This is a genomic window from Amycolatopsis silviterrae (assembly GCF_042684085.1).
Lineage (GTDB): Bacteria > Actinomycetota > Actinomycetes > Mycobacteriales > Pseudonocardiaceae > Amycolatopsis > Amycolatopsis silviterrae.
This window is the reverse complement of the sequence record NZ_JBHUKS010000027.1, coordinates 394,949-415,931: the sequence shown is the minus strand read 5'-3', so window position 1 is coordinate 415,931 and position 20,983 is coordinate 394,949. Positions and strand designations below refer to the sequence as shown.

The following is a 20,983-nucleotide window of genomic DNA, read 5'->3' as shown; positions in this document are numbered from 1 at the left end:
GGGCATCGTATCGATACCGGCTCCGGCTACCGCCTGGTGATGCGGCCGCTCATCGTGTCGACGTCCAGGTTGCCCGGCATGTGGTTCTTCAGCTCGGCGTAGCTTCTCCCGTATTCCTTGGACAGGAACCGGTCCAGCTCGGGATCGACGTTCAGGTTCGAACGCAGCTCGATCTTGTCGTGGACTGATTGTTCGAAGGCGTTCGTGGAATTCGGCAGCTTCAGGTCTTTGCTCGGGGTCACCGAAAAATCGATCTGCAGGTCGTCCAGCTTCTTGTTGAGCCGGGCGATCTCCTGCGGGCTGTAGCCGCGGGTGGTCAGGGTGGCGTCGGAGACCCTGCCGTGCCCCTTCATCAGGTGGAGCTTGTCTTCGGCGTTCGCGAGCGGCTTCTCGAAGTTGCCGGACATCGTCGAGTTCGCCTTCTTGCTGAGCGGGGTGAGGTTCGCGGAGTCGCCCGCCCCGCCGAGCCCCTCGGTGTGCATGTGCCCCTTGATCATCTCGCTGTTGCCGAGCAGCTGCTTGAACTCCGGGGTGAGCTTGCCGTTGCGGGCCGCGTCGTTGATCTGCGGGACGTCCGTGCAGTGGTTGTCCCAGGCCCCGCCCGACTTGGTCGAGTGGTTCTTCGACCCGTCGAGGTGCAGTTCGCCGGTGCCGGTGCCGCCGCCCTGGGATTCGTGCCGCTTGCCGTTGATCGGCCCGTGCGGCGTCTGGTCCCATTCGTTGGGCCCGGTCCTCGCTGGCTTGCCGGACCCGCCGGGTTTCGGCGTGCGCGGTTTCTTGGCGGGCGGAGCGGACGAGCCTTGGCCGTTCTGCGCGGGCTGCCCGGAATTCCCGGACTGGTTGCCCTTGCATTTGCGCTTGAGGCCGGTGCGGTCCGGGGCGTAGTTCCCGAGGTCGTCGCCGATGCCGGTCAGGCCGAGCGGGTCGGCGTACCGCAGCGGGTCGCTGACGTAGGCCAGCGGGTTGGGGGAAGGTTCGAGGCCGAGCGGGTCCGGGTTGAGATAGCGCGCGTTGCCGGGGTCGTAGTAGCGGAAGACGTTGAAGTGCAGCCCGGTTTCCGCGTCGTAGTACTGGCCGGGGAAGCGCAGCGGCGTCGGCTCGCCGCCGGTGGACAGGCCCCACAGGCTGGTGCGCAGGATTTCGCCGCCGCCGGAGCCGACCGTCTCGACCGGGGTGCCGACCGCGTCGGTCACGAGCACGGCGACCGGCTGGGCCGCCCCGTCCGCGCCGGTCGGCACCTGTGCCACCGGGCGGTCGTCGTCCGGGTGGTGCGCCCAGGTGAGCACGGTCGCGGGCGAGTCCCCGACGGTGTGCAGGGTTTCGATCAGCTGGGTGCCGTCCCAGACGAACTCGACCTGTTCGGCGACCCGGCCCGCCGCGTCGAGGCGCTGCTTGGCCACCCGGCGGTCGAGGGAGTCGTAGCGGTAGCGCCAGCGGTCGCCGTCCGGGGTCCGCACGCCGACGAGCTGGTCCCCGGGATCCCAGGCGAAGGCCCAGGTCCGCGCGGGCCCGCCGGGGACGGCGACCGTGCGGGAGGTCATCCGGCCCTGCGCGTCGTGCGTGTAGCTCACCGCGCCCGCGGTTTCCGGCAGGCCGCCGTCGTAGCGGCGCGGGCCGGCTTCCGCCCCGGTCCCCGGCGACGACGAGACGAGGTCGCCGAGCACGTCGTACCGGTATTGCTCGGCGCCGCGCGGGGAGTGCACGGCGGTGACCCGGCCGACCTGGTCGTGGTCGTAGCGCACGTGCCCGGCGGCGTCGTCGCGCGACGAGACGCTGCCGTCCGGCCGGCGGTGGTACTGGCGGGCCCCGGCGGGCGTCTGCTGCCCGATGAGCTGTCCGCTGAGGTCGAAGTGCTGCTGCAGCAAGGTTTTCTCGCTGTCGCGCACCGAGGCGAGCCGTCCGGCCGCGTCGTGCTTGAGGGTCAGTTCCACGCCGGTGACGGAGAGCGTGTCGACGCCGTCCGCGCCGCGTGCCCAGGCGACTTCGGCTCCGGACGGGGTCCGGCGGGTGACGCCCGACTCGCCGTCGTAGGCGAAAGTGGTGGTGCGCCCGCCCGAGACCTGCCGGACCGCGCGCCCGATCTCGTCGTACTCGATCGTCGTTTCCGCGTCCGGTCCCGCGGCGTGCACCACGTTCCCGACCGCGTCGTAGCGGTACTCGTCGACCCGTGCCGCGGACTCGCGGCGGACCAGGTTGCCGAGCAGGTCGTAGGTGCAGGCGACCGTTTCCCCGGCCGCGTTGGCGGCGCGGGTCTGCTGGCCCGCGGCGTCGTATTCGTACTGGCTGACCCGGCCGCCGAAGTCGGACTGCGCGATCATCCGGCCCTCGGCGTCGTAGCTGAACTCCCAGGTCTGTCCCGCCGGGTTGACGACCGCGACCTGGCGCAGTTCGGTGTCGTAGCGCCGGACGGTGCGGGCGCCCGCCGGGTCGACGGTGGCGGTGACGATGCGGAACGGGCCGTATTCGGTGATCGACGCCCGGTTCAGCGGGTCGATGCTCCGCACCGGGGCGCCTTCGCCGTCCAGGACCCACTCGTACCGCGCGCCGTCCGGCTGGACCAGCGACCGCAGCGTGCCCTCGACCGACCACGACCGGGTCTCGCGCCCGCCCGCGGCGTTCCGGACGACGCGCGGCCTGCCGAACAGGTCCCGGTCGCGGTTCTCGGCGGGCGCGGAGAGCGGCGAGGGAGCTTCGGCGGCCGAGCGGTCCTGGTCGGCCGACGAGCCGAGGGCGTCGGTGTAGGGGTCCGGCAGCGGGGCCCGGTAGGTGCGGCGCAGCAGCCGCTCTCCCTCGCGGACGCCGATCACCAGTTCGGCGCTGGTGTGCACCAGGATCTCGACACGGCTGCCGTCCGGCCGCTTCACCGCGGCGAGCCTGCCGGTCTCGTCGTGCTCGAACTCGGTGCGCCTGCCGAGCGGGTCGGTGCGTGCCGAAAGCTTGTTGTACCGGCCCCATTCGAACCGGGTGACGCCGCCGGTCCGGTCGGTTTCCGACAGCAGGTCGCCGTCCGGGTCGAACTCGAAAGTCTTGCGGTGGCCCAGCGAATCGGTCAGCACGGTGCGGTTCCCGGCGTAGGAGACCGAGCCGGAGAGGTAGCCGCCCTCGCCGACCGCCTGCACGACCCGGCCCCGCGCGTCGTACACCTGCCGGTACCAGTGCCCGGCGTGGTCGGTCCAGCTCACCAGCCGGCCTTCCGCGTCGTGCGTGTAGCGCGCGGGCACGGGGGAGGAGTTGTGCCGCACGGAAAGGTGCCCGCGTTCGTCGTATCCGTACCGGGCGACCAGCACCGGTGCGGCCGGGCCCGCCGCGTGCACCGCGCGGATCCGTCCGTCGGCGGCGTCGACGCGGAGCCGGGCTCCCGCGGAATGGGCGAGTTCCGCCGGGACGCCGTTCTCGTCGTAGCCGACGGTGACCGTTTCGCCGTCGTAGGTGTAGATCTCGTTCAGCAGCAAGACATCCGGCCGCTGCGGATGCGGAAGGAACCGGCGGGTCTGCTCGCGGCCGGGATCGTCGAGCAGGTACGCGTCCGCGTCGACGCTGAGCCGGCGCAGCGGGCCGTGCTCGGGGACGGTCCCGGTTGTTCCCGGGCGGGGGTACGGGAACGACAGCACCATCGCGTCGGCAGAGAAGTACTTGACCACGCCGTCGGCGAGTTCGAGCCGTTCGTCGAACACCGACGTCCACGACGGCCCGAACCACTGCCCGTCGCGGTAGGACGACACGTGCTCGCGGACGACCAGCGCGCCGAGGTCGCCGGGGACGAAGAGGTCGATCTCGCTGAACAGGAGGTCGCCGGTGGCGAGGTCGACCGGGTCGAGCCCGGTGCACTTCCCTTCCGAATCCTTGGTTTTCGCCGGATCGGCCCCGCGTCCGCCGTCGCCGCGGGTCTCCCGGGCGCCCTGCGGGTCGACCCGGTCGCCGCCGGTCTCCCGGCCGCCTGAGCCGCCCGAGCCGCCGGGCTCGCCCCGGGTGCCCTCGCTGCCCGGCTGGTGGTTGCCGCCGCGGTCGCCGGAGCTGTGGGTGTTCCCGCCCCCGCCGCTGTGGTCGCCGGAGGTCGAGACGCTCTCGTCCTCCTTGGGATTGGACCTGGGCTTGTCGGATTTGACGTTGATGTCCTTGGGCTTCGGCGCCGGGGCGCCCTTGCCGCCCTTGAGCCCTTTCAAGGACTTCGCGGCGTCCTTGAACAGCACGCCGGCCTTCTTCAGCAGCGGGATCAGCGCCTTGAGGGCCTTGACCAGCTTCGAGGTCACCTTCGCGATGGTCGAGGCGGTCTTCGCGACGGCGGTGACGACCTGCGGCACCACCCACGCCATCCCGATCCCAGCCGTGAACAGCACCTGCAGCGCCCAGGAAATCAGGTGCCCGACCAGGTCCGCGATCGTGTCCCGCACCAGCGACCGCACGGCCGCGACAATCTCTCCGGCGGTCTTGACGCCGCTGGCCGCGCCCTCGCTGCCTTTCTGCGCGCTGCCGATCAGCGCGGCGGTGTCCGCGGCGCGTTTGCGATAGGCGTCGGCAGCCTCGCCCTGCCAGCTCTCCAGGTCCTTCTTGATCAGCTCGGTCAGCTCCGCCGAGACGCCCTCGAGCTCCTTGGCGACGTTCGTCCAGGTCTCCGCCTGCGACTTGATCTCGTCCGCATTGCCGGTGAGCGCGTCGAGGGCTTCCTTCAGCGGGCCGACGTGCTCCATCAGCCAGCCGACCCCGGCCGCGAAGATCGCGCCGAACGGGTCCATCACCGCGGTCAGCACATCCAGCGCGGTCCCCACCGCGCCGATCGCCACCGACGCCCAGTTCTTGCTCTCGATGCCCTGCTTCAGGGTTTCCGCGTCCTCGAGCAGCGGCACCCCGGACATCGCCGTCGTCGAGTCCTTGACCGGCGCGACCAGCGGGTTGCTCACAACTGTCCCCTCCCCCAGCGTTTCCCCTGCCCGGACGGTAACCCACCGTTGATCTTCCGTGCATCCGGCGGCGCCCGATCGGGCACCGGGAGTTCCCCGTTCTTCCCGCTGGGCGGCCGCCGTCGCGGTTTTCTAGGCTGGACCTCGTGTGGGAGACAGCGCGGGACCGGTTGCGGGGCAGGCTGGCCGACGGCTTGGCCCGGTCCGGGCTCACGCTGCCCTGGTGGGTTCCGATGGGCACGACCGCCTTCACGGTGATCGGGCTGATCGTCGCGGTGGCGCAGCGGGCCGGGCCCGCGCTGCCGGCGGCGATCGCGGGGTTTCTGCTGGCCACGTCGTCGACGCTGCTGTGGGTCTGCACCGGGCGGCTCGCGCCGTCGTGGGTGAAGGCGGCCGGGATGCTCGCCGGGACCGGGCTGCTGCTGGCCTTTCCGGTGGTGCCGGACTTCGCGCCGATGCCGCTGGTCGTGCTGACCGGCGAACTCGGGTCCATCGCGTCGGCGCGGGTCGCGTTCGCGGCGACCGGCGGGGCGGTCGCGGTGCTCGGGGCGGCGGCGCTGACGGTCGGGCTCGTCGGGTTTCCGGTGTACATGCTCGCGGTGATCGTCGGGATGGCCGCCGGGTTCATGCTGCGCTGGTACGTGCGCGCGCTGGACGCCGAGCGCGGCAAGCAGGAGGCGGTGCGCGAGCAGGCGATGCTCGGCGAGCGGCAGCGAATCGCGCGCGAGGTGCACGACGTCGTGGCGCATTCGCTGAGCATCACGTTGCTGCACGTCACGGGCGCGCGGCACGGGTTGCGCACGGATCGCGACATCGACGAAGCCGTCGCCGCGCTCACCGAGGCGGAGCGGATCGGGCGGGCGGCGATGGCCGACATCCGCCGTACGGTGGGATTGCTCGCGCAGGAGTCTTCGGGAACGCGGCCGCTGCCCGGCGCGGGCGACATCGCGGACCTGGTGGCGGAAACGTGCGCGGCCGGGCTGGTCGCGGACTACGAACTGGAGGGCGACGTGACCGCGGTCGGCAATGCGGTGGGGCTGGGGCTCTACCGGATCGTCCAGGAGTCGCTGGCGAACGTGGTCAAGCACGAACCGGCCGAGAAAGCCTTGGTAAGACTGGAGATCGGCACCGCGGAAGCCAGATTGACTGTCCGCAATGGACACACCGGCGCGGCACGGAAGCCGGGAGGATCGGGGCTGGCGGGCATGGCGGCGCGCGCGGGTCAGCTTGGCGCGCAGTTGAGCGCGGGGCCCGAGGGTGACGAGTGGGTGGTCGACGTGACGGTGCCGCTGGCGCGCGAGGTCGTGTCGTGACCGCTGCCTCGGGGGAAATGCGGGTCTTGCTCGTTGACGACCAGGAACTGGTGCGGTCGGGGCTGCGGTTGATCCTGCGCCGCCGCGACGGGTTCGTGGTGGCGGGGGAGTGTTCCGACGGCGATGAGGTCCCGGCGGCGCTTGAGGCGGCCGGCGGGGTCGACGTCGTGGTGATGGACCTGAGGATGAAGCGCGTCGACGGCATCGAGGCGACGCGGCGGCTGCGGGCGTCCGGACCGTGTCCGCCGGTGCTCGCGCTGACCACGTTCGACGACGACGAACTGCTCGCCGGGGTGCTGCGCGCGGGCGCGGTCGGGTACGTGCTGAAGGATTCCCCGGCGGAGGACCTGATCCGCGCGGTGCGAGCGGTCGCGATGGGCGAAGCGTGGCTCGATCCGGCGGTCACCGGACGGGTGCTCACGACCTACCGCGAGGCAGCCGCCGACCGTCCGGTGGTGCCGTCCGGGCTGTTGACGCCGCGCGAACTGGACGTGCTCACCGCGGTGGCGCGGGGCCTGACGGACGCGGAAATCGCTGGCACACTGGCGGTTTCCGCGAGTACCGTCGAGGCGCATTTCGAGCGGGTGCGCGCGAAACTCCGCCTCCGCGACCGTGCGGCGGCCATCGTGTACGCCTTCGACCACGGCCTGGTCACGCCGGGCACGGCACCGGCCCCGGCCGGCCCGGACTCGCTGCGGTTCAGCGTGCTCGGCCCGTTGCAGGCGTGGCGCGGGCCGAACCCGCTGGACCTGGGCCCGGTCCGGCAGCAGGCGCTGCTGGCGGCGCTGGTGCTGCGGCCGGGCGAGACGGTCAGTCCGGGCGAGCTGCTCGACGGCGTGTGGGGGCTGGAACCGCCGGGCACCGGTGGCCGGGTGGTCCCGGTGTACGTGCATCGGCTGCGGAAATGCCTGCGCGGAGCGGGCGAACGGACGGAAGACTCGGTCATCGGCAGTGATCGCGGCGGATACCGCTTCGCCGGGGAACGAGTGCGGCTGGACGTCACCGAGCTGACCGACCGGATCTCCGAAGCCGCGACCGCCACGCACAGCGGCGATCCGGCGGCCGCGGTCGACGCCTACGCCGGCGCGCTGGCCTTGTTCCACGGCGAGCCGCTGGCCGGATTGCCGGGCCCGTTCGTCGAGGGCGAGCGACTGCGGCTGACCGAACGGCGGCTGACGCTGGTGCAGGAAAAGGCCGTGCTGCAACTGAAACTGGGGCGGACGGACGACGTGGTGCACGAGCTGACGGCACTGCTGGCGGTGCATCCGCATCGGGAACCGCTGGCGGTGCTGCTGATGCGGGCGCTGCACGGCGGCGGCCGCCGGGCGGACGCGCTGGCGGTGCACCGGCGGACGCGGGAGCGGCTGCGGACGGATCTGGACGTCGAGCCGGGGGCGGAGCTGGACCGGGAGCTGCGGGTGGTGCTCAGCTCGGATCGGGGTCCCTCGTGAGCGGACACGGGACCCTGCACCATGTCGAGTTGTGGGTGCCGGACCTCGCCCGCGCGGCCGCGTCGCTCGGCTGGCTGCTGGAAACGCTGGGCTATCAGCGGTTCCAGACCTGGGACGCGGGCCGAAGCTGGCGGCTCGGGCCGACGTATCTCGTGGTCGAGCAGTCCCCGGCGCTGACCGCGGACCGGCACGACCGCTGTCGTCCTGGACTGAACCACCTGGCTTTTCACGTCGAGGACGCGGCGACGGTCGACCAGTTGACCGCCGACGCCGCCCGGCATGGGTGGCGGCTGATGTTTCCGGAGAAGCATCCCCATGCCGGGGGCGCGGAGCACTATGCCGCGTACCTGGAGAACGACGACGGTTTCGAGGTCGAACTCGTCAGCTCTGCCGGGCCGTGCTGACCGGAGTGCGCGGGCGGTGCTGCTCCGGGTACTGAGAATCCGAGGAGTCCGAGGAATCCGGGTACTGCGAGTCCTCCGGCGAACTGGAGTACTGCGACTCCGAAGACGACGGATACCGCGAACTTGCCGAAGAGTCCGAAGAGGACGGATACCGCGACGAAGTCTGCGAAGAGTCCGAAGAGCTGGTCTCGCCGTCAGAGCCGCTCTTCGAAGCCTCGCTGAGCTTCGTCATCAGCTGCGTAGCCGCCTCAAGCCCCTGTGTCACCGAGGTGATCAGCTGCAGCAGATTGTCCGAATCCGACAGCAACACCCCGAGCTTCTGCGCGATCTGCCCGCCGTACTGGGTGGCGATCGCCACCGCCTGCGGGATCGCCGCCGCGATGCTCGCGCCGAACGTTGCCTGCGCGGCCGCGAACGCCTGCGTCATCAGCTGGATAATCTGGCCGACAGCCTCCGAAATGAGCCCGCCGACCTCCTGCTGCGCCTTCGCGACCACCTTCCCCGCTCCGGTGGCCGCCTTCGCCATCGCGATGCCGGCTTGGCCGACCGCTTCGACGCAGTCCGCGTGCTGCGAGCTGTTGTCGCGGTAGCTCGACGCCGAAGAACCGCTCCAGCCCGACGTTTCCGGGCCCGCCGACTGCCGGTAGTCGTCCGCGACGGACGATACCTGCTGGCCGCCGCCCTCCATGCCCTGCGAGTGCGAGGAAACCGAATCCGGGTTGCCCTGCAACTGTTTCAGCGGCTCTTCCAGGAACCGCACCAGTTCGGTGATCATGCCGAACCCGGCCGAGGTCAGTGCGGCGAGCGGGTCCTGCGTCGCGCCAAGCAGGTCGAGTGCGGTGCTGGCGCCGCCGAGGCCCGCGGACACCCAGTCGTGGTTCTCGACTGCCTGGGTGGTGCTCTTGAGGTCTGCCAGAATCTGGCCTGAATCGGTCACGGCAGGTCCTTTCCGGGCAGCGACGCGGCATTGCCCTGGTCGCGGCGTTCGTAGCTTTCCGCGGCCTGGGTGAGGTTCGCGCTCACTTTGTCCACAGTGGACGAAGCGTGCGAGACCGCGTCCGTCGTCTTGCCGACCGCCGACTGCAGGCCCGCGGTGAGGAACTGCACGAAGACGCCGAGTGCCTGGTCGCCGAGTCCGGACGGGGCGCTGCGTGCGGTATTGCCGAGCCGGTCGGCCAGGTCGCCGACGGTGGCCGCGTGCCGGCGCAGCTGCGCGGGGTCGACCTCGAAGCCGGCGGTCACGAGATGATCCCCGGGTGCGCGAAGTAGTCGTCCTCCTGGCGCGGGGCGGCGGGGGCCGCCTCGACCGGGAGGTTGTCGCGGACCATCTGAAGTGCGGGGCCGTCGCCGACGTAGTCGGTCATGATGTCCACGACCTGTGCGCCCGCTTGGCGGTGCGCGTCGTGCACCGTCGCGAGGATGAGCCGGGCGAGCGCGTCGGCTTCGAGGGTGCGGGCGGCGGGGCTCAGCCGCAAGTCGGTCAGCGCGCCGCTCGGGCCCACCTCGACCTCGACCTCGCCGCGCGGCGACGCGGCCCGTCCGCCGACGCGGCTGAGGCTCGCGCTCGCGGCTTCGGCGTTCGCTTGCATCCGGGACAGGTTTTTCTGGTAGTCGGCGAGCCAGGCCGCCGAGTCTTGGATCGGCACGGAAGATCCTCCGGTCGTTTTCGGTGCGGTCATCACGGCCGCCGCGCGGCGGTGGCCATCTCGCCGAGGGCGAAGCGCAGGTCGGCCGGGCGCAGCGAGTTCACGCTCAGCCAGCCGTTGCGCGCGGGATTGACCCGGACGCGGCCGCGCGGCCCGTCCAGCCACGACAGTTCGCGGCCTTCCCGGGTGCGCCCGTCGCGGGTCGCGCCGAGCTGGCCGCGGCCGGTCAACGGGACGACCAGGCCGGCGAGGCTTTCGAGCGCCGCCGGGTCGCCGCCGGAGTCGCGGACCAGGTCGCGCAGCCGGTGCGCGCGGGAGACGTCGTCCTCGTCGTCGGTGAGCGCCATCGCCTCCTTCACCGCGTGCGCGGGCAGCGTGACCGGCATCGTGCGCGCCGCCTCCAGCTTCGGGATTTCCGCGAACACGGCGTCGACCAGCGCGGTTTCGTCGACCCGGCGCACAGACAGCGTGTCGGCGTCGAGCCGCTGGCGGCAGATCAGCGCTGACGACTGGTAGACGAGTGCGGTGACGGCGGTCGCCCCCTCGGCGTCCGCCACCACCAAATCGACGACGCCGCGGCGTTCGCGCAGTGCGGTCACCGCTTCCGCGGCGAGACCGTCCGGCCCGGATTCGTCGGCGAGACCGCGGGCCAGCAGCGTCTGCCCGGCGGTGGCGAACAGGATCTCGCGCTCGCCGTCGATCCGGCCGTAAGACGGCACCTGCAACGGAAACGGCCAGCTCGCCCCGGCGTGCGCGGCCAGCAGGTCGGCCTCGACGAGTCCGATGTGGACGGTCTCGTCGCCGGTGCGTGGCAGCACGGCGGTCATTCGGCTTGCCGTTCGAGCCGCTGGAACGCTTCCTGTACCCCGGATTCGTGGTCCTGGTAGCGCCGGATGCCTGCCTGCAGCGCTTCGTGGAACCCGGTCAGCTCGGTGTCCGCGGCGCCCAGTTCGCCGGTGAGCCCGGCGTGCCCGGCGGCCTCGCGCAGCCGCTGCGCCAGGTGCAGCGCGGGCGGCGCGGTGCCGAGCTGCGGGAGCCGGTCGGCGAGCCGTCCCGCCGAACCGACGAGTTCCCCGGTCTGCTCGCCGAGTCTGCCGAGCGCGGCGACCTGCCGGTCCAGCGCGTTCGGGGCGACCTCGTGGCCGGTCATCGGGTGCTCCTGTCGTTCTCGCTGGTCACAGCCCGATCACCGGGCTGATGGTCTTGTCCTCGGGGTGCAGGAGCGGCTGGTCGAGCACCGGCATCTTGTTCTTGTGCTCCTCTTCCTCCTCCTGCGAGGCGCCCGCGCCGCGGCCGGGCATCATGCCGTTGCCATTGGCCGCGCGGGCAGCGGCCATCTCCGCCATCGCGGCGTTGCGGGCGAGCAGCGCGCTTTCCATGCCGAGCGCGGAGCGGAATCCGGCGGACAGACCAGATTCGATCGGGGCCGCCGTGGTCAGCGCGCCCCACGGCATGCCGCCGCCGACGCCGGACCCGGCTCCGCCGAGCGGACCGGCGTAGCTCGACGCGCTGGTCGACTCGTCCGCGCCGTAGGAATCCGCGGTCGTCGACCCGGCGGGCGGCGGATTGATGGCGCGCGAACTCTTGTGCAGGCTGGCTTCGTAGCGCTGCATCACGTGCACCGCCTGGGCTTTCTGCTCGGCCGCCGCGACGTTCGCGACGAACAGGCTGGCCCCGCCGCCCGCGACGGCTCCGATCGCCGCGCCCATCAGCGCACCCGGGCCGGCCCCGATCCCGCCCGCCCCGGCGCCGAGGATCCCGCCGATGACCGCGCCCGCACCCGCTCCGGCCGCCGCCGCGGCGACTGCGCCCCCAGTCGGGTCGCCCGGCGGCTTCGGCATGGTGTTGCGCGCGACGGCGAGCGAGTCGCCGGCGTCCTGGGCGGCGCCGCCGACGGTTCCGGCGCGGTCGCCGATCCCGGACGCGCGGTCGCCGAGCGAGCCCAGCCGTCCGGACGCGCGTTCGGCCGCCTCCCCGCTCCAGTTCTCGTGCAGCGTCCCCCGCTGCGATTTGAGCGAATCGGCGTGCGACTGCATGGCCGAACCGTGCCGCTGCCATTCCGCGGCGACCGTGCTGACGTCGCCGACGTCGGCCTTCTCCCACAGCATCTGGTACAGCTGCTGGTGGGTGTAGGCGTTCCAGTTGGTGCCGCCGGGCGGGACCGGCGCGCCGAAGTAGCCCTCCCACACGTTGCGCAGCGCGGACACCACCGGGCGGGCCAGGTCGCCGACCGGCCCCGCCTTGTCGAGTCCCGCGAGCGCCGAGTCCGCCAGGTTCTCCACCCCGGCCGACGCGGCGTCGACCACTGATCCGGATTCGCCGGTCATACCCCCACCTTCGCCTCTGCCCGGCCAGCTGTCGCCGGGCACTCGCGCACGGTAAGGGGCGGCGATGAAATCACGATGAAAGCTGTGATCACCGGGGCGGGACGAGGTCCCCGCTCTCGATCCGGGCCGCCGTGCGGGCGAGCCACGCGGCGTCGTGCCGGAGCCGCGAAACCAGGAAATGCACCTCGATCATCTGCATTTCCGGCAGATCGGCGCGGTCGAGCGTCGCGGACAGCTCGCGGTGCTGGTCGCGGACGCGGTCCGCGCGGTCGCGCAGCAGGGTCACCGCGCGCGCTGGCGGGAGCGCGCCGAGGTAGGCCAGCGCGATCAGGAACCGCGAGTCGAGGTTCGGGTCGGCGTCGCGCAGCTGCCGTTCGATCCGTTCGCGGAAGTCGGCGAGGCCGGCTTCGGTGAGCCGGACCGGCTGAGGGTCGCCGTCGCCGTCCGGTTCGACGAGTCCGTGCCGGGTCAGCGTGCTGACCAGCGTGTACACCGTCGAGGTCTTCGGGTTCAGGAACGGGTAGCGGGTGCGGAGCTCGCGCAGCAGCGCGTACTGGTGGCGCGGGGTTTCCACGAGCAGGCCGAGCATCGGCAGCACGAGCGGGTTGTCGAGAGCGTTCGTCGGCACCGGGCCAGGGTAGCGCACGTTAGTCGTATACGAGTACATTGCTCGTATACGACTACTGGAGAGGGGACGGTCATGATCACCTTCGGCGTGTGGCCCGGTGTGGTCAGCACGGATCTGGTGCGGCTGGAAACGTTCATCGACGCGCCGCCGGAAGACGTCGAGCGGACCGCGGAAGCGTTGCGGGACCTCGCGAAGGGCGCGGAACGGTTCTACGTGCGCTGCTATCGCCACTACCGGGGCACGCACGAGCCGACGCCGCCGGATCCCGTTCCGTACCTCGGCGACGGACGGGTGGTGGACTACGTGCTCGGCTACAGCAGTCCGGAGGTCGATCCGGGCGGGTTCGCCGATGCGGTGCGGAGAGCGGTTCGGGAGGTCGCCGAACTGGGCGGCGGGAAACTGCAGGTCTGCGAGGAGGTCAACGTCGCCGCGCCGCTGGATGGCGGCAGCCCCGGTTGCTACGACGCGCTCGGTGCCGGTCTCGCGGCGGCGCTGGACGAGCGGACGCGACTGGGGGTCGACGTGGCGATCGGATTCAACGCGGCGGTCGCGTTGCCCGGGGATCCGTTTTGGGACGAGGTGCGTTCGGCGGTAGACCCGGAAGTATTGACTCGCGTGGATTTCCTCGGGCTGGATTTCTTTCCGGACGTTTTCCGGCCGGTGCCCGCCGATGCGTTGCCCGGCGCGGTGACGTATGTTGTCCGGTCATTTCGCGAGTCCGCGTCGGAGATCGGGATACCGGGTTCGGTGCCGCTGCACATCACCGAGACCGGGTGGCCGACCGGACCGGAGAATTCGGAGGAACAGCAGGCTCGCGTGATGGAATCCGTCGCGCGCACGGTTTTCGGGCTGCCGGAAGCCGGGGTGGACACGTACGAGATTTTCGGGCTGCGGGACGGATTGTCGAGCGGACCCCGGGAGAACCGGTTCGGTCTGCTGCGCGATGATTATTCCGCCAAACCCGCTTATGAGACGGTTAAGCGGCTGATCGCCGAATATGCCGCCTGACCGCGAAACCTGGACATTCCGCCGCGTGCCGGACTCTTTACTTCCATCTGGCCCCTGGCCACCGGGAAGGCGAGGGCTGATTCTGGAGCGGTCAGAGATCACCAGTGCCCTCAGGGAGATACCGTGCGCAGAAAGAAGTTTGTCGCAGGCACGCTCGGCGCTTGCGCACTGGTCGTTGGCGTCGCGCCAGCGGCGGTCAGCCAAACCGGCCAGCAGCTGCCCGACACCGCTCGGCAGCCAGCCGGCTCGGCCGCCCGCGACGGCGACTCCGCGTCCACCACCTTGAAGGACGTCAACGGCAAGGAGGTCGGCTCCGCGTGGTTCACCGCGGACCGGCGCTCGCACAAGGTCTGGGTCGAGGTCTACCTGACCAGTCAGTTCGCCCCCGGTTTCCACGGCATGCACGTCCACGAGAAAGGCAATTGCACGGTCGGCGACCCGAAAAACCCGTTCACCGCCGCGGGCGCCCACCTGATGCCGATGGACCACCACACCGGACTGCCGATCGGACAGCTGCCGCCGGTGCTCGTGCAGTCCAACAATCGCGGGTACACGAAGTTCGTGCTGGACACCTTCACCCTCGACCAGCTCTTCGGCCCGGACGGGACCGCGCTGATCGTGCACTCGAAGTCCGACAATTTCGCCAACATCCCCGCCGACCGCTACAGCGTCCGCGGCAAGCCGGACGCTCCGGTCCCGGACGAGAAGACGCTGGCGACCGGCGACGCGGGAACCCGGTTCGCCTGCGGCGTGATCACCCGCGACAAGAACTGACCCGAGTGTCCTTTGTAGACTGTCCGTGAAGGGAACCCTGAGGGAATCTGATTCCCTCAGGGTTCCCCTCACGGACCGGTAGCCGGGGTGCGGGGCGGGCGGCTACTACGATTGCCGCATGTCGTCTAGTCAGCCGGGCACGCTCTCGCGCCCCGTGCGGTTCTTCGGGTTCGCGTCCGCGGCGAGCCTGCGCTGGACCGGCTTCGGCGGGGTCCTGCTGCTGGCCGTCGCCGTGTACGCCGGGGCCGCCGGGATGTCCGGCGTGGCGCCGTTCGCGGGCGGGATCGCCGGGGTCGGGCTGGTGGTGCTCGCGTGGGCGCTGCTCGGCGGACGCGTGCTCGCCGCGGACTCGCCCGGCGCGAGCTGGCTGAAGCGGACGCTCGCGTTGTGGTGCGGGCCGCTGCTCGTCGTGCCGCCGTTGTTCAGCGGGGACGTGTTCAGCTATCTCGCGCAGGGCGCGGTGGCCGCGCACGGGTTCGACCTCAACGTCGTCGGCCCGCAGCAGGCGCTGGGTCCGGCGTCGGACATCGTCGGCCGGGTCAGCGTTTACTGGCGTGAGACGCCGTCGCCGTACGGGCCGTTGTTCGGTGTGGTGGAGCGGGTCATCGCGCAGGTGTCCGGCGGGAATCCGATCGTCGGTGTCGCGCTGCATCGGCTCGTCGAAGTGGCCGGGCTCGTGCTGATCGCGTGGGCGGTGCCCCGGCTGGCCGCCAAGGCGGGGGCGTCGCCGCGGGTCGCGTTGTGGCTGGGCGTGCTGAACCCGCTGGTGCTGTGGCACGTCGTCGCCGGAATGCACAACGATTCGCTCATGCTCGGCCTGATGGTCGCGGGCACGGCGGTCGCGCTGGACGCGGTGGGCGACCGGATCCGCTGGTGGCCGCTCGCGGGCGGGGTGCTGCTCATCGCGCTCGGCGCGGAGGTGAAGGTGCCGGCGCTGGTCGCGCTGGCCGCGGTCGGGACGGCGATCGCCCGCCGGCGCGGGCGGGTCGGCGAGTTCCTGCTCGCCGGTGCGGCGATGGTCGTGGTCTTCGTGGCGGTGTCCGCGGCGGTTTCGCTGGCGTCGGGGATCGGGTTCAGCTGGGTGTCCGCGCTGACCACCTCGGGGGAGGTCAACAGCTGGATGGCGCCGACGAACTGGTTCGGCTTCCTCGTCGGCGGCGTCGGCTCGCTGTTCGGTGCGCACATCACACAGACGATGATCGGCGTCGGCAAGATCATCGGGTACGTGCTCACCGCGACCGGGATCGTCGTGGTGCTGCAACGGCAGTGGACCGGCCGGATCGACCCGGTCCGCTCGCTCGGGCTGATGCTGAGCGTCGTGGTGATTTTCGGGCCCGTCGTGCAGCCGTGGTACCTGCTGTGGGCGGCGGTTCCGCTGGCCGCGTCGCTGTCTGCCGGACGCGTGCGGTCCGTGGTGATCGCGCTCGTCGCGGTGTTTTCCGTGGTGCTGCCGCCGGTGGGCGGCAACTTCAGCGGGCGGGTCGGGTTGCTGGTGCTCGGGTATGTGATCGGGCTGGCGGTCGTGGCGGCGGCGTTCTTCGCGCTGCGGAAAGCCTCCACAGTGGATTAGTGCGTGCGCAGCCAGACCTGTTCGGCGGCTCGGGCGGAGGTGATCGCGTCCTCGACCACCAACGGGGTCGCCGGGTCGAGCGGGGTGTGCGATTCGGTGGTGTAGAAGCGGACTTCGTGCCCGTCCGGGTCGTGCAGGCCGGGCAGGATCCAGCCGACGGTCGCGAAATGGACGCCCGCGTGCTGTTCGCCGCGGCTGGTGAGGTCGTCGGCGAGGGCGGTGATGCTCGCCCGGTCCGGGACGCCGATGGAGAAGTAGTCGAACCCGGCCGCCGCGCGGGCCAGCTCCGGGTCGAGCACGAGGCCGAGGTCCGGCCCGCCGCGCGGATGCGTCATGGTGACCCCGGTCCGGCGGCCGTGCTGACGGAATTCGAGCGCGATCGCGTAACCGAGCCGGTCGGCGTACCAGGCGGACGACCGCTCCAGATCGGTCACCGGCAGCTTCAGGTGATGCACTCCGTCGAGGGTGGGAATCATCGGTGACCTCCACTGGTGCAGTAAGACTGCAATGCAGTTATGATGCATCTGATGAAAGACCAGGTCAAGGCCGATGCGCGAGCCGAGTTCGGCGCGGCCCGGATCGCGCGGACCGAGGCGCTCGTCGTCGCTGCGGCGCGGGAGCTGTTCCTGGAGCACGGCTATGCGGCCACCGCGCTCACGCAGGTCGCCCGGCGGGCCGGGGTAGCGCCGAGGACTGTGTACGTCCGCTTCGGTACCAAGGCCGCGCTGTTCCGGCGAGTCATCGACGAAGCGCTCGTGGGCGACGCGGAGCCGATCGAGGTCGCGCACCGGCCTCGGGCGCAGGACGCGATGACTGCCGGGACCTTGCGGGAACGGCTGGACGCGCTGGTCGACGTCACGGCCGGAATCGCCGATCGTGCCGGGGCTTTGCTGGAGGTGGCGGCGCAAGCCGAGGGCGCGGAGCCGGAAATCGCCGAAGCCGCACAGTCCGGGCGACGGGAGACAGCGCTGCTGTGCAAGGAATTCTGGTCCCGTGCGGCCGAAGACGGATTGCTGGAGTCCACTGTGGACATAGAGCAGCTCGCGGTCACCACGGACGCGTTGCTGTGTGCCGACACGATGGTGCACCTGCGCCGGGCCAACGGCTGGTCCGCCGCGGAGTACGGGCCCTGGCTGCGTGAAGCACTGCGAACGCTGCTCCATCCGCGGACCAGCTAGCGCGTGCCTCGTCGCGGCGGAGCGCCGGACCCGGCATGATCTCGGGCGTGACTGCGCCCCGGGTGACTGATCTCAGCGACTTCGAACGCCGTGTGGTCGAGGCGGCCCGGGAAGGCGATCTGCTCGGCGCCGAGCAGATCGAGGTCGCCGACCTGGCCGAAACCGACGACCCGGACCATCTCCTGCGCGCGGAGGTGCTCCGGGACCTGCTGCTCGGCAGGCACGGCGACCTCGACCCGCGCGGGGTCGTGCTGGCCCGCGTCCGCATCACCGGCGCGCTGATCCTCGACGGCGCCACCGCCATGGCCGGGCTGATGCTGCTCAACTGCGTCTTCGACCAGCCGGTGCTCGCGCGCCAGGCGACGCTGCCGCATCTGTACCTGATCGGCGGCCTGGTGCCGAGCCTGCAGGCCTCGCGAGTGCGGATCGAGGGCGACCTCCACCTGTCCGACGGCGTGCGGATCACCGGCGGCACCCCGGAAGGCGCGATCCGGCTGATCGGCGCGCGCATCGGCGGGAGCCTGCTGTGCCGGGACGCCGAAATCACGAATCCGGACGGGCTCGCGCTGGAGGCGAGTTCGGCGGACCTCGGCAGCGGCCTGTACCTGCACCGGGGGACCCTGATCAGCGGCTCGTCGGCGGACGGCGCGCTGCATCTCAACGGCGCGCGCATCGGCGGTCCGCTGGAATGCCAGAGCGTCAAGATCGCCAACGACCGCGGACCGGCCATCGAAGCGGACACTCTGACGGTCGGCCGCAGCATGCTGATCCGGGACACCGAACTGACCGGCACCGGGGAGATCGGCGCGGTGCGCTTGCAGGGCGCGCAGATCGGCGGGCAGCTTGAGTTTTCCGCGACCACCCGCATCACCTCGCCCGACAACCGGCTGCTCAGCCTCTCCGACGCGAAGGCCACCACGGTGTTCATGCCGGACGGCCTGGTGTGCCCGGACGGCAGCACGAGTGCCGAGTGCTCTCGTCCCGAACTGGTGTGGCTGGACGGGTTCACGTACGCCGCGATCGATCCGGCGTTCGGCTGGCGGCGCTGGCTGCACCTGCTCCGCAGGCACACCGAGTACTACGACGCCTCCGGGTACCAGAAGCTGGCGGCGGTCGAACGCACCGCGGGCCACGACGGCAACGCGCGTGCCATCCTGATCGCCCAGCAGGACGACCTGCGCCGCCGTTCGCCGGACGCGCTCGGCGGGCCGATGTCGCGGCTGTTCCACTGGATCTGGGGCGTGCTGGCCGGTTACGGCTACCGCGCCCGGCGCACCGCGGCCGCGCTGCTGCTCGCGCTCGTCGCCGCCGGAGCGCTCGGATTGTGGGCCGGGGCAACGGAAACCCGGCCGGGACACCACGCCGCCGAACGCGTCGCGACCGGGACGTCGTGCTCCCCGGTCGAACTGATCGGCCTCGGCCTCGACCGGGGGCTGCCGATCGCGCCGACCGGCCTGCGCAGCCGCTGCGACCTCGACACCGCCAGCGCCGCCGGGCAGGTGTTCACCGCGGCGATCTGGGGCGTGCAGGTCGCGGTGTGGGGACTGGCGACGCTGGCGCTGGCCGGGTACACGAACCTGGTCCGCAAAACCGCCTGAGTTTCCGCGCTGCTCACAGCAGATCCGCTGGGAGCAGCGCGAGCGGACGCGGCGGGGTCCGCGGCGGCACAGTCGGGGCATGACCAACGAATCGACTCCGCCGATGTTCGACCAGCGGCTCCGGGAACGGTTCCTGAGCCAGCGGGTCCTCGTCCTGGACGGCGTGCTCGACGACGACAACGGGACGGTCCTCGCGACCCAGATGCTGTCACTGGCCGGGGAAGACCCGGTCAAGGACATCGCGTTGTGGATCCACTCGCCCGGCGGTTCGGTCCCGTCGATGCTCGCGATCCGCGACGTCATGCGGCTGGTGCCGTGCGACGTCTCGACGCTCGCCCTCGGGCTGGCCTGCAGCGCCGGGCAGTTCCTGCTGTCGGCGGGCACTCCCGGGAAGCGGTTCGCGCTGCCGCACGCGCGGATCCTGATGCACCAGGGTTCGGCGGGGATCGGCGGTTCGGCCGTGGAGGTCGAGGTGCAGGCCGACGACCTCCGCTACACCCGGGACACCGTGCTGGGCCTCACCGCGCAGGACACCGGACAGCCCTTCGACCGGATTTTCGCCGATTCCCTGCACGACCGGTGGTACACCGCGTCCGAAGCACGGGACTACGGCTTCATCGACCAGATCGTCGACCGCCTGGAGCAGGTCGTGCCGGTGCGCACGCACGCGATGGGCCTGGGGGTACGCGCATGAGCACCTACACCATCCCGAACGTGATCACCCGCAGCCAGGGCGGCGAGCGGATCATGGACGTCTACTCGCACCTGCTGTCCGAACGGATCGTCTACCTGGGCACGGCGATCGACTCGGGCGTCGCGAACGCGCTGATCGCGCAGCTGCTGTTCCTGGAGTCGGACAACCCGGAGCAGGAAATCAACCTCTACATCAACTCCGAGGGCGGCGACCCGTCCGCGATGCTGGCGCTCTACGACACGATGCGCTTCATCAAGGCCCCGGTGGCGACGACGTGTGTCGGCCAGGCGGTCGCGACCGGCGCGGTGCTGCTCGCGGCGGGCGCGGCGGGGCGGCGTTCGGTGCTGCCGCACGCGCGGGTGGTGCTGCACCAGCCCGCCGCGCAGGGACGGGGGACGATCCCGGACCTCATCCTGCAGGCCGACGAGGTGGTGCGGGTCCGGACGCAGCTGGAGGAGATCGTGTCGAGCCACACCGGGCACGACGTCGCGGAACTGCGGCACGACACCGACCGCGACCGGGTGTTCGACGCGGCCGGGGCGGTGGAGTACGGGCTGGCGGACCAGGTGATCGCGGACCGTCCGTGACGCTGCTGCCGGGTCGCGGGTCGGGCTGGGGGTCCGGCCCGCGGTTCAGGCGGCCATCAGCACGGGCCCGGCCGGACGGCGCGCCGGCCTCGGCCCGACCACGCTGACCTGCCGGATGTCCAGGGCGATCCCGCTCAGCAGACCGGCGAGATCCACGCCGAGCGCACCGGTCACCGCGGCGATCATCTCGCTCGACGGTTCCTTCCGGCCGCGTTCGATCTCGGACAGGTACTGCGGCGAGATCCCGGCCCGCTCGGCGACGTCGACGAGCCGCTCGCCCTGGGTTTCCCTGGCCGACCGCAGGCTGCGGCCCAGTGCCTCGCGCCACAGCGGTTCGGCCTCGTCGTCCCGGGCGGGGGCGCGGCGCTGGTGGAAAGGAAGGATGTCCGCCATAGGCCCAGCCTGGCATCAGACCGGGCCCCGGGGACAGCCGTTCCGCTCACGGCAGAACGGTTCCTCAGCCCGCGACCAGGTTGCCGAGCATGACCACGCCGAGCACCAGCGCGATCGCCGACACCGCTACACCGGTCGCGGACAGCGGCTTGCCGGTGCGCCGTCCGACGAGACCGGCGATCCCGCAGGCCAGCCCGGCCAGTCCGAAGGGGAGCGCGAGGTAGGCCCGGATGCCGGTCAGGTCGATCGGCAGCAGCGGGACCACGCAGCCGAGGAGGCCCAGTACCAGGGCCGCTGTTCCCAGCCAGACGCCGTTCGCCGGGGCCGGCGCGGGCGGGTAAACGGGCGGATAGGGCGCGTAGCCCGGGTATTGCGGGGGCATCGGCGGCTGGGCAGGCCATTGCGGCGGTTGTTGTTCAGGCGGGCCAGCAGTCATCGAAAGCTCCTTGCCGCGGGAGAACCAGTGCCGCACACCTTAGAACGCCGTCCGCGAAAAGTCCGAAGAATGCCCGTT

21 protein-coding genes are annotated in these 20,983 nt (G+C 71.4%); 10 read left to right on the top strand and 11 right to left on the bottom strand.

What is annotated here, in order from left to right; genetic code table 11:
• Positions 1 to 26: 26 nt before the first annotated feature.
• Positions 27 to 4,898, bottom strand: coding sequence for an RHS repeat-associated core domain-containing protein (locus ACFSVL_RS35600; RefSeq protein WP_378310717.1), 4,872 nt, complete (start codon positions 4,896 to 4,898; stop codon positions 27 to 29).
• A 146-nt stretch (positions 4,899 to 5,044) separates the two neighbouring features.
• Here ACFSVL_RS35600 and ACFSVL_RS35595 point away from each other — a divergent pair, with 146 nt between their 5' ends.
• Genes ACFSVL_RS35595 through ACFSVL_RS35585 form a run of 3 tightly spaced genes read left to right on the top strand, consistent with a single transcriptional unit; the run spans position 5,045 to position 8,066 of the window.
• Positions 5,045 to 6,211: a sensor histidine kinase gene (locus ACFSVL_RS35595; protein ID WP_378310715.1), complete on the top strand. Its 1,167-nt coding sequence runs from the start codon at positions 5,045 to 5,047 to the stop codon at positions 6,209 to 6,211.
• Positions 6,208 to 7,662, top strand: coding sequence for a BTAD domain-containing putative transcriptional regulator (locus tag ACFSVL_RS35590; protein ID WP_378310713.1), 1,455 nt, complete (start codon positions 6,208 to 6,210; stop codon positions 7,660 to 7,662). Before ACFSVL_RS35595 ends, ACFSVL_RS35590 begins: the two co-directional genes overlap by 4 nt.
• The gene (locus ACFSVL_RS35585) at positions 7,659 to 8,066 is read left to right on the top strand and encodes a VOC family protein (protein WP_378310711.1); all 408 of its coding nucleotides are present in this window, start codon (positions 7,659 to 7,661) and stop codon (positions 8,064 to 8,066) included. Before ACFSVL_RS35590 ends, ACFSVL_RS35585 begins: the two co-directional genes overlap by 4 nt.
• On the opposite strand, the gene ACFSVL_RS35580 is transcribed toward ACFSVL_RS35585, so the two are convergent.
• The 7 genes from ACFSVL_RS35580 to ACFSVL_RS35550 form a co-directional block, all read right to left on the bottom strand.
• On the bottom strand, positions 8,044 to 9,003 hold the full coding sequence (locus ACFSVL_RS35580) for a hypothetical protein (protein WP_378310710.1): 960 nt from the start codon (positions 9,001 to 9,003) through the stop codon (positions 8,044 to 8,046). The two genes, ACFSVL_RS35585 and ACFSVL_RS35580, sit on opposite strands and share 23 nt — an antisense overlap.
• On the bottom strand, positions 9,000 to 9,308 hold the full coding sequence (locus tag ACFSVL_RS35575; RefSeq protein WP_378310708.1) for a type VII secretion target: 309 nt from the start codon (positions 9,306 to 9,308) through the stop codon (positions 9,000 to 9,002). Before ACFSVL_RS35575 ends, ACFSVL_RS35580 begins: the two co-directional genes overlap by 4 nt.
• Positions 9,305 to 9,712: a YbaB/EbfC family nucleoid-associated protein gene (locus tag ACFSVL_RS35570; protein WP_378310706.1), complete on the bottom strand. Its 408-nt coding sequence runs from the start codon at positions 9,710 to 9,712 to the stop codon at positions 9,305 to 9,307. Before ACFSVL_RS35570 ends, ACFSVL_RS35575 begins: the two co-directional genes overlap by 4 nt.
• A gap of 32 nt (positions 9,713 to 9,744) precedes the next feature.
• Positions 9,745 to 10,539, bottom strand: a complete 795-nt coding sequence (locus tag ACFSVL_RS35565) for an ESX secretion-associated protein EspG (protein WP_378310704.1) — start codon at positions 10,537 to 10,539, stop codon at positions 9,745 to 9,747.
• Positions 10,536 to 10,862, bottom strand: coding sequence for a hypothetical protein (locus ACFSVL_RS35560; RefSeq protein WP_378310702.1), 327 nt, complete (start codon positions 10,860 to 10,862; stop codon positions 10,536 to 10,538). Before ACFSVL_RS35560 ends, ACFSVL_RS35565 begins: the two co-directional genes overlap by 4 nt.
• 25 nt (positions 10,863 to 10,887) lie before the next feature.
• Positions 10,888 to 12,039 carry a WXG100 family type VII secretion target gene (locus ACFSVL_RS35555; RefSeq protein WP_378310700.1) on the bottom strand — a complete coding sequence of 384 codons (1,152 nt, stop codon included), beginning with the start codon at positions 12,037 to 12,039 and terminating at the stop codon, positions 10,888 to 10,890.
• 88 nt (positions 12,040 to 12,127) lie between these two features.
• On the bottom strand, positions 12,128 to 12,667 hold the full coding sequence (locus ACFSVL_RS35550) for a PadR family transcriptional regulator (protein WP_378310698.1): 540 nt from the start codon (positions 12,665 to 12,667) through the stop codon (positions 12,128 to 12,130).
• Positions 12,668 to 12,739: 72 nt separating this feature from the next.
• On the opposite strand from ACFSVL_RS35550, the gene ACFSVL_RS35545 reads away from it, so the two are divergent.
• The 3 genes from ACFSVL_RS35545 to mptB all read left to right on the top strand — a co-directional run bounded on the left by ACFSVL_RS35545 (position 12,740) and on the right by mptB (position 16,019).
• Positions 12,740 to 13,675 (top strand): hypothetical protein, encoded by a 936-nt coding sequence (locus ACFSVL_RS35545; RefSeq protein WP_378310696.1) that lies wholly within the window; start codon positions 12,740 to 12,742, stop codon positions 13,673 to 13,675.
• Between the two features lie 123 nt (positions 13,676 to 13,798).
• The gene (locus ACFSVL_RS35540) at positions 13,799 to 14,449 is read left to right on the top strand and encodes a superoxide dismutase family protein (RefSeq protein WP_378310694.1); all 651 of its coding nucleotides are present in this window, start codon (positions 13,799 to 13,801) and stop codon (positions 14,447 to 14,449) included.
• A 118-nt stretch (positions 14,450 to 14,567) separates the two neighbouring features.
• Positions 14,568 to 16,019 (top strand): polyprenol phosphomannose-dependent alpha 1,6 mannosyltransferase MptB, encoded by a 1,452-nt coding sequence (gene mptB, locus ACFSVL_RS35535; protein WP_378310692.1) that lies wholly within the window; start codon positions 14,568 to 14,570, stop codon positions 16,017 to 16,019.
• Here the strand turns inward: mptB and ACFSVL_RS35530 are convergent.
• Positions 16,016 to 16,495 (bottom strand): VOC family protein, encoded by a 480-nt coding sequence (locus tag ACFSVL_RS35530; RefSeq protein WP_378310690.1) that lies wholly within the window; start codon positions 16,493 to 16,495, stop codon positions 16,016 to 16,018. The two genes, mptB and ACFSVL_RS35530, sit on opposite strands and share 4 nt — an antisense overlap.
• A gap of 51 nt (positions 16,496 to 16,546) precedes the next feature.
• Here ACFSVL_RS35530 and ACFSVL_RS35525 point away from each other — a divergent pair, with 51 nt between their 5' ends.
• The 4 genes from ACFSVL_RS35525 (at position 16,547) to ACFSVL_RS35510 (ending at position 20,076) form a co-directional block, all read left to right on the top strand.
• On the top strand, positions 16,547 to 17,197 hold the full coding sequence (locus tag ACFSVL_RS35525) for a TetR/AcrR family transcriptional regulator (RefSeq protein ID WP_378310688.1): 651 nt from the start codon (positions 16,547 to 16,549) through the stop codon (positions 17,195 to 17,197).
• Between the two features lie 47 nt (positions 17,198 to 17,244).
• Positions 17,245 to 18,795, top strand: a complete 1,551-nt coding sequence (locus ACFSVL_RS35520; RefSeq protein WP_378310686.1) for a hypothetical protein — start codon at positions 17,245 to 17,247, stop codon at positions 18,793 to 18,795.
• Between the two features lie 79 nt (positions 18,796 to 18,874).
• Positions 18,875 to 19,489, top strand: a complete 615-nt coding sequence (locus tag ACFSVL_RS35515) for a ClpP family protease (protein WP_378310684.1) — start codon at positions 18,875 to 18,877, stop codon at positions 19,487 to 19,489.
• On the top strand, positions 19,486 to 20,076 hold the full coding sequence (locus ACFSVL_RS35510) for a ClpP family protease (RefSeq protein WP_378310682.1): 591 nt from the start codon (positions 19,486 to 19,488) through the stop codon (positions 20,074 to 20,076). The genes ACFSVL_RS35515 and ACFSVL_RS35510 overlap by 4 nt, the downstream gene beginning before the upstream one ends.
• 45 nt (positions 20,077 to 20,121) lie before the next feature.
• Here ACFSVL_RS35510 and ACFSVL_RS35505 read toward each other — a convergent pair whose 3' ends face one another.
• Positions 20,122 to 20,469 (bottom strand): helix-turn-helix domain-containing protein, encoded by a 348-nt coding sequence (locus ACFSVL_RS35505; protein ID WP_378310680.1) that lies wholly within the window; start codon positions 20,467 to 20,469, stop codon positions 20,122 to 20,124.
• Positions 20,470 to 20,533: 64 nt separating this feature from the next.
• Entirely contained in the window at positions 20,534 to 20,905 is a 372-nt protein-coding gene (locus ACFSVL_RS35500; protein WP_378310679.1) for a hypothetical protein, read from the bottom strand.
• Positions 20,906 to 20,983 lie beyond the last annotated feature (78 nt).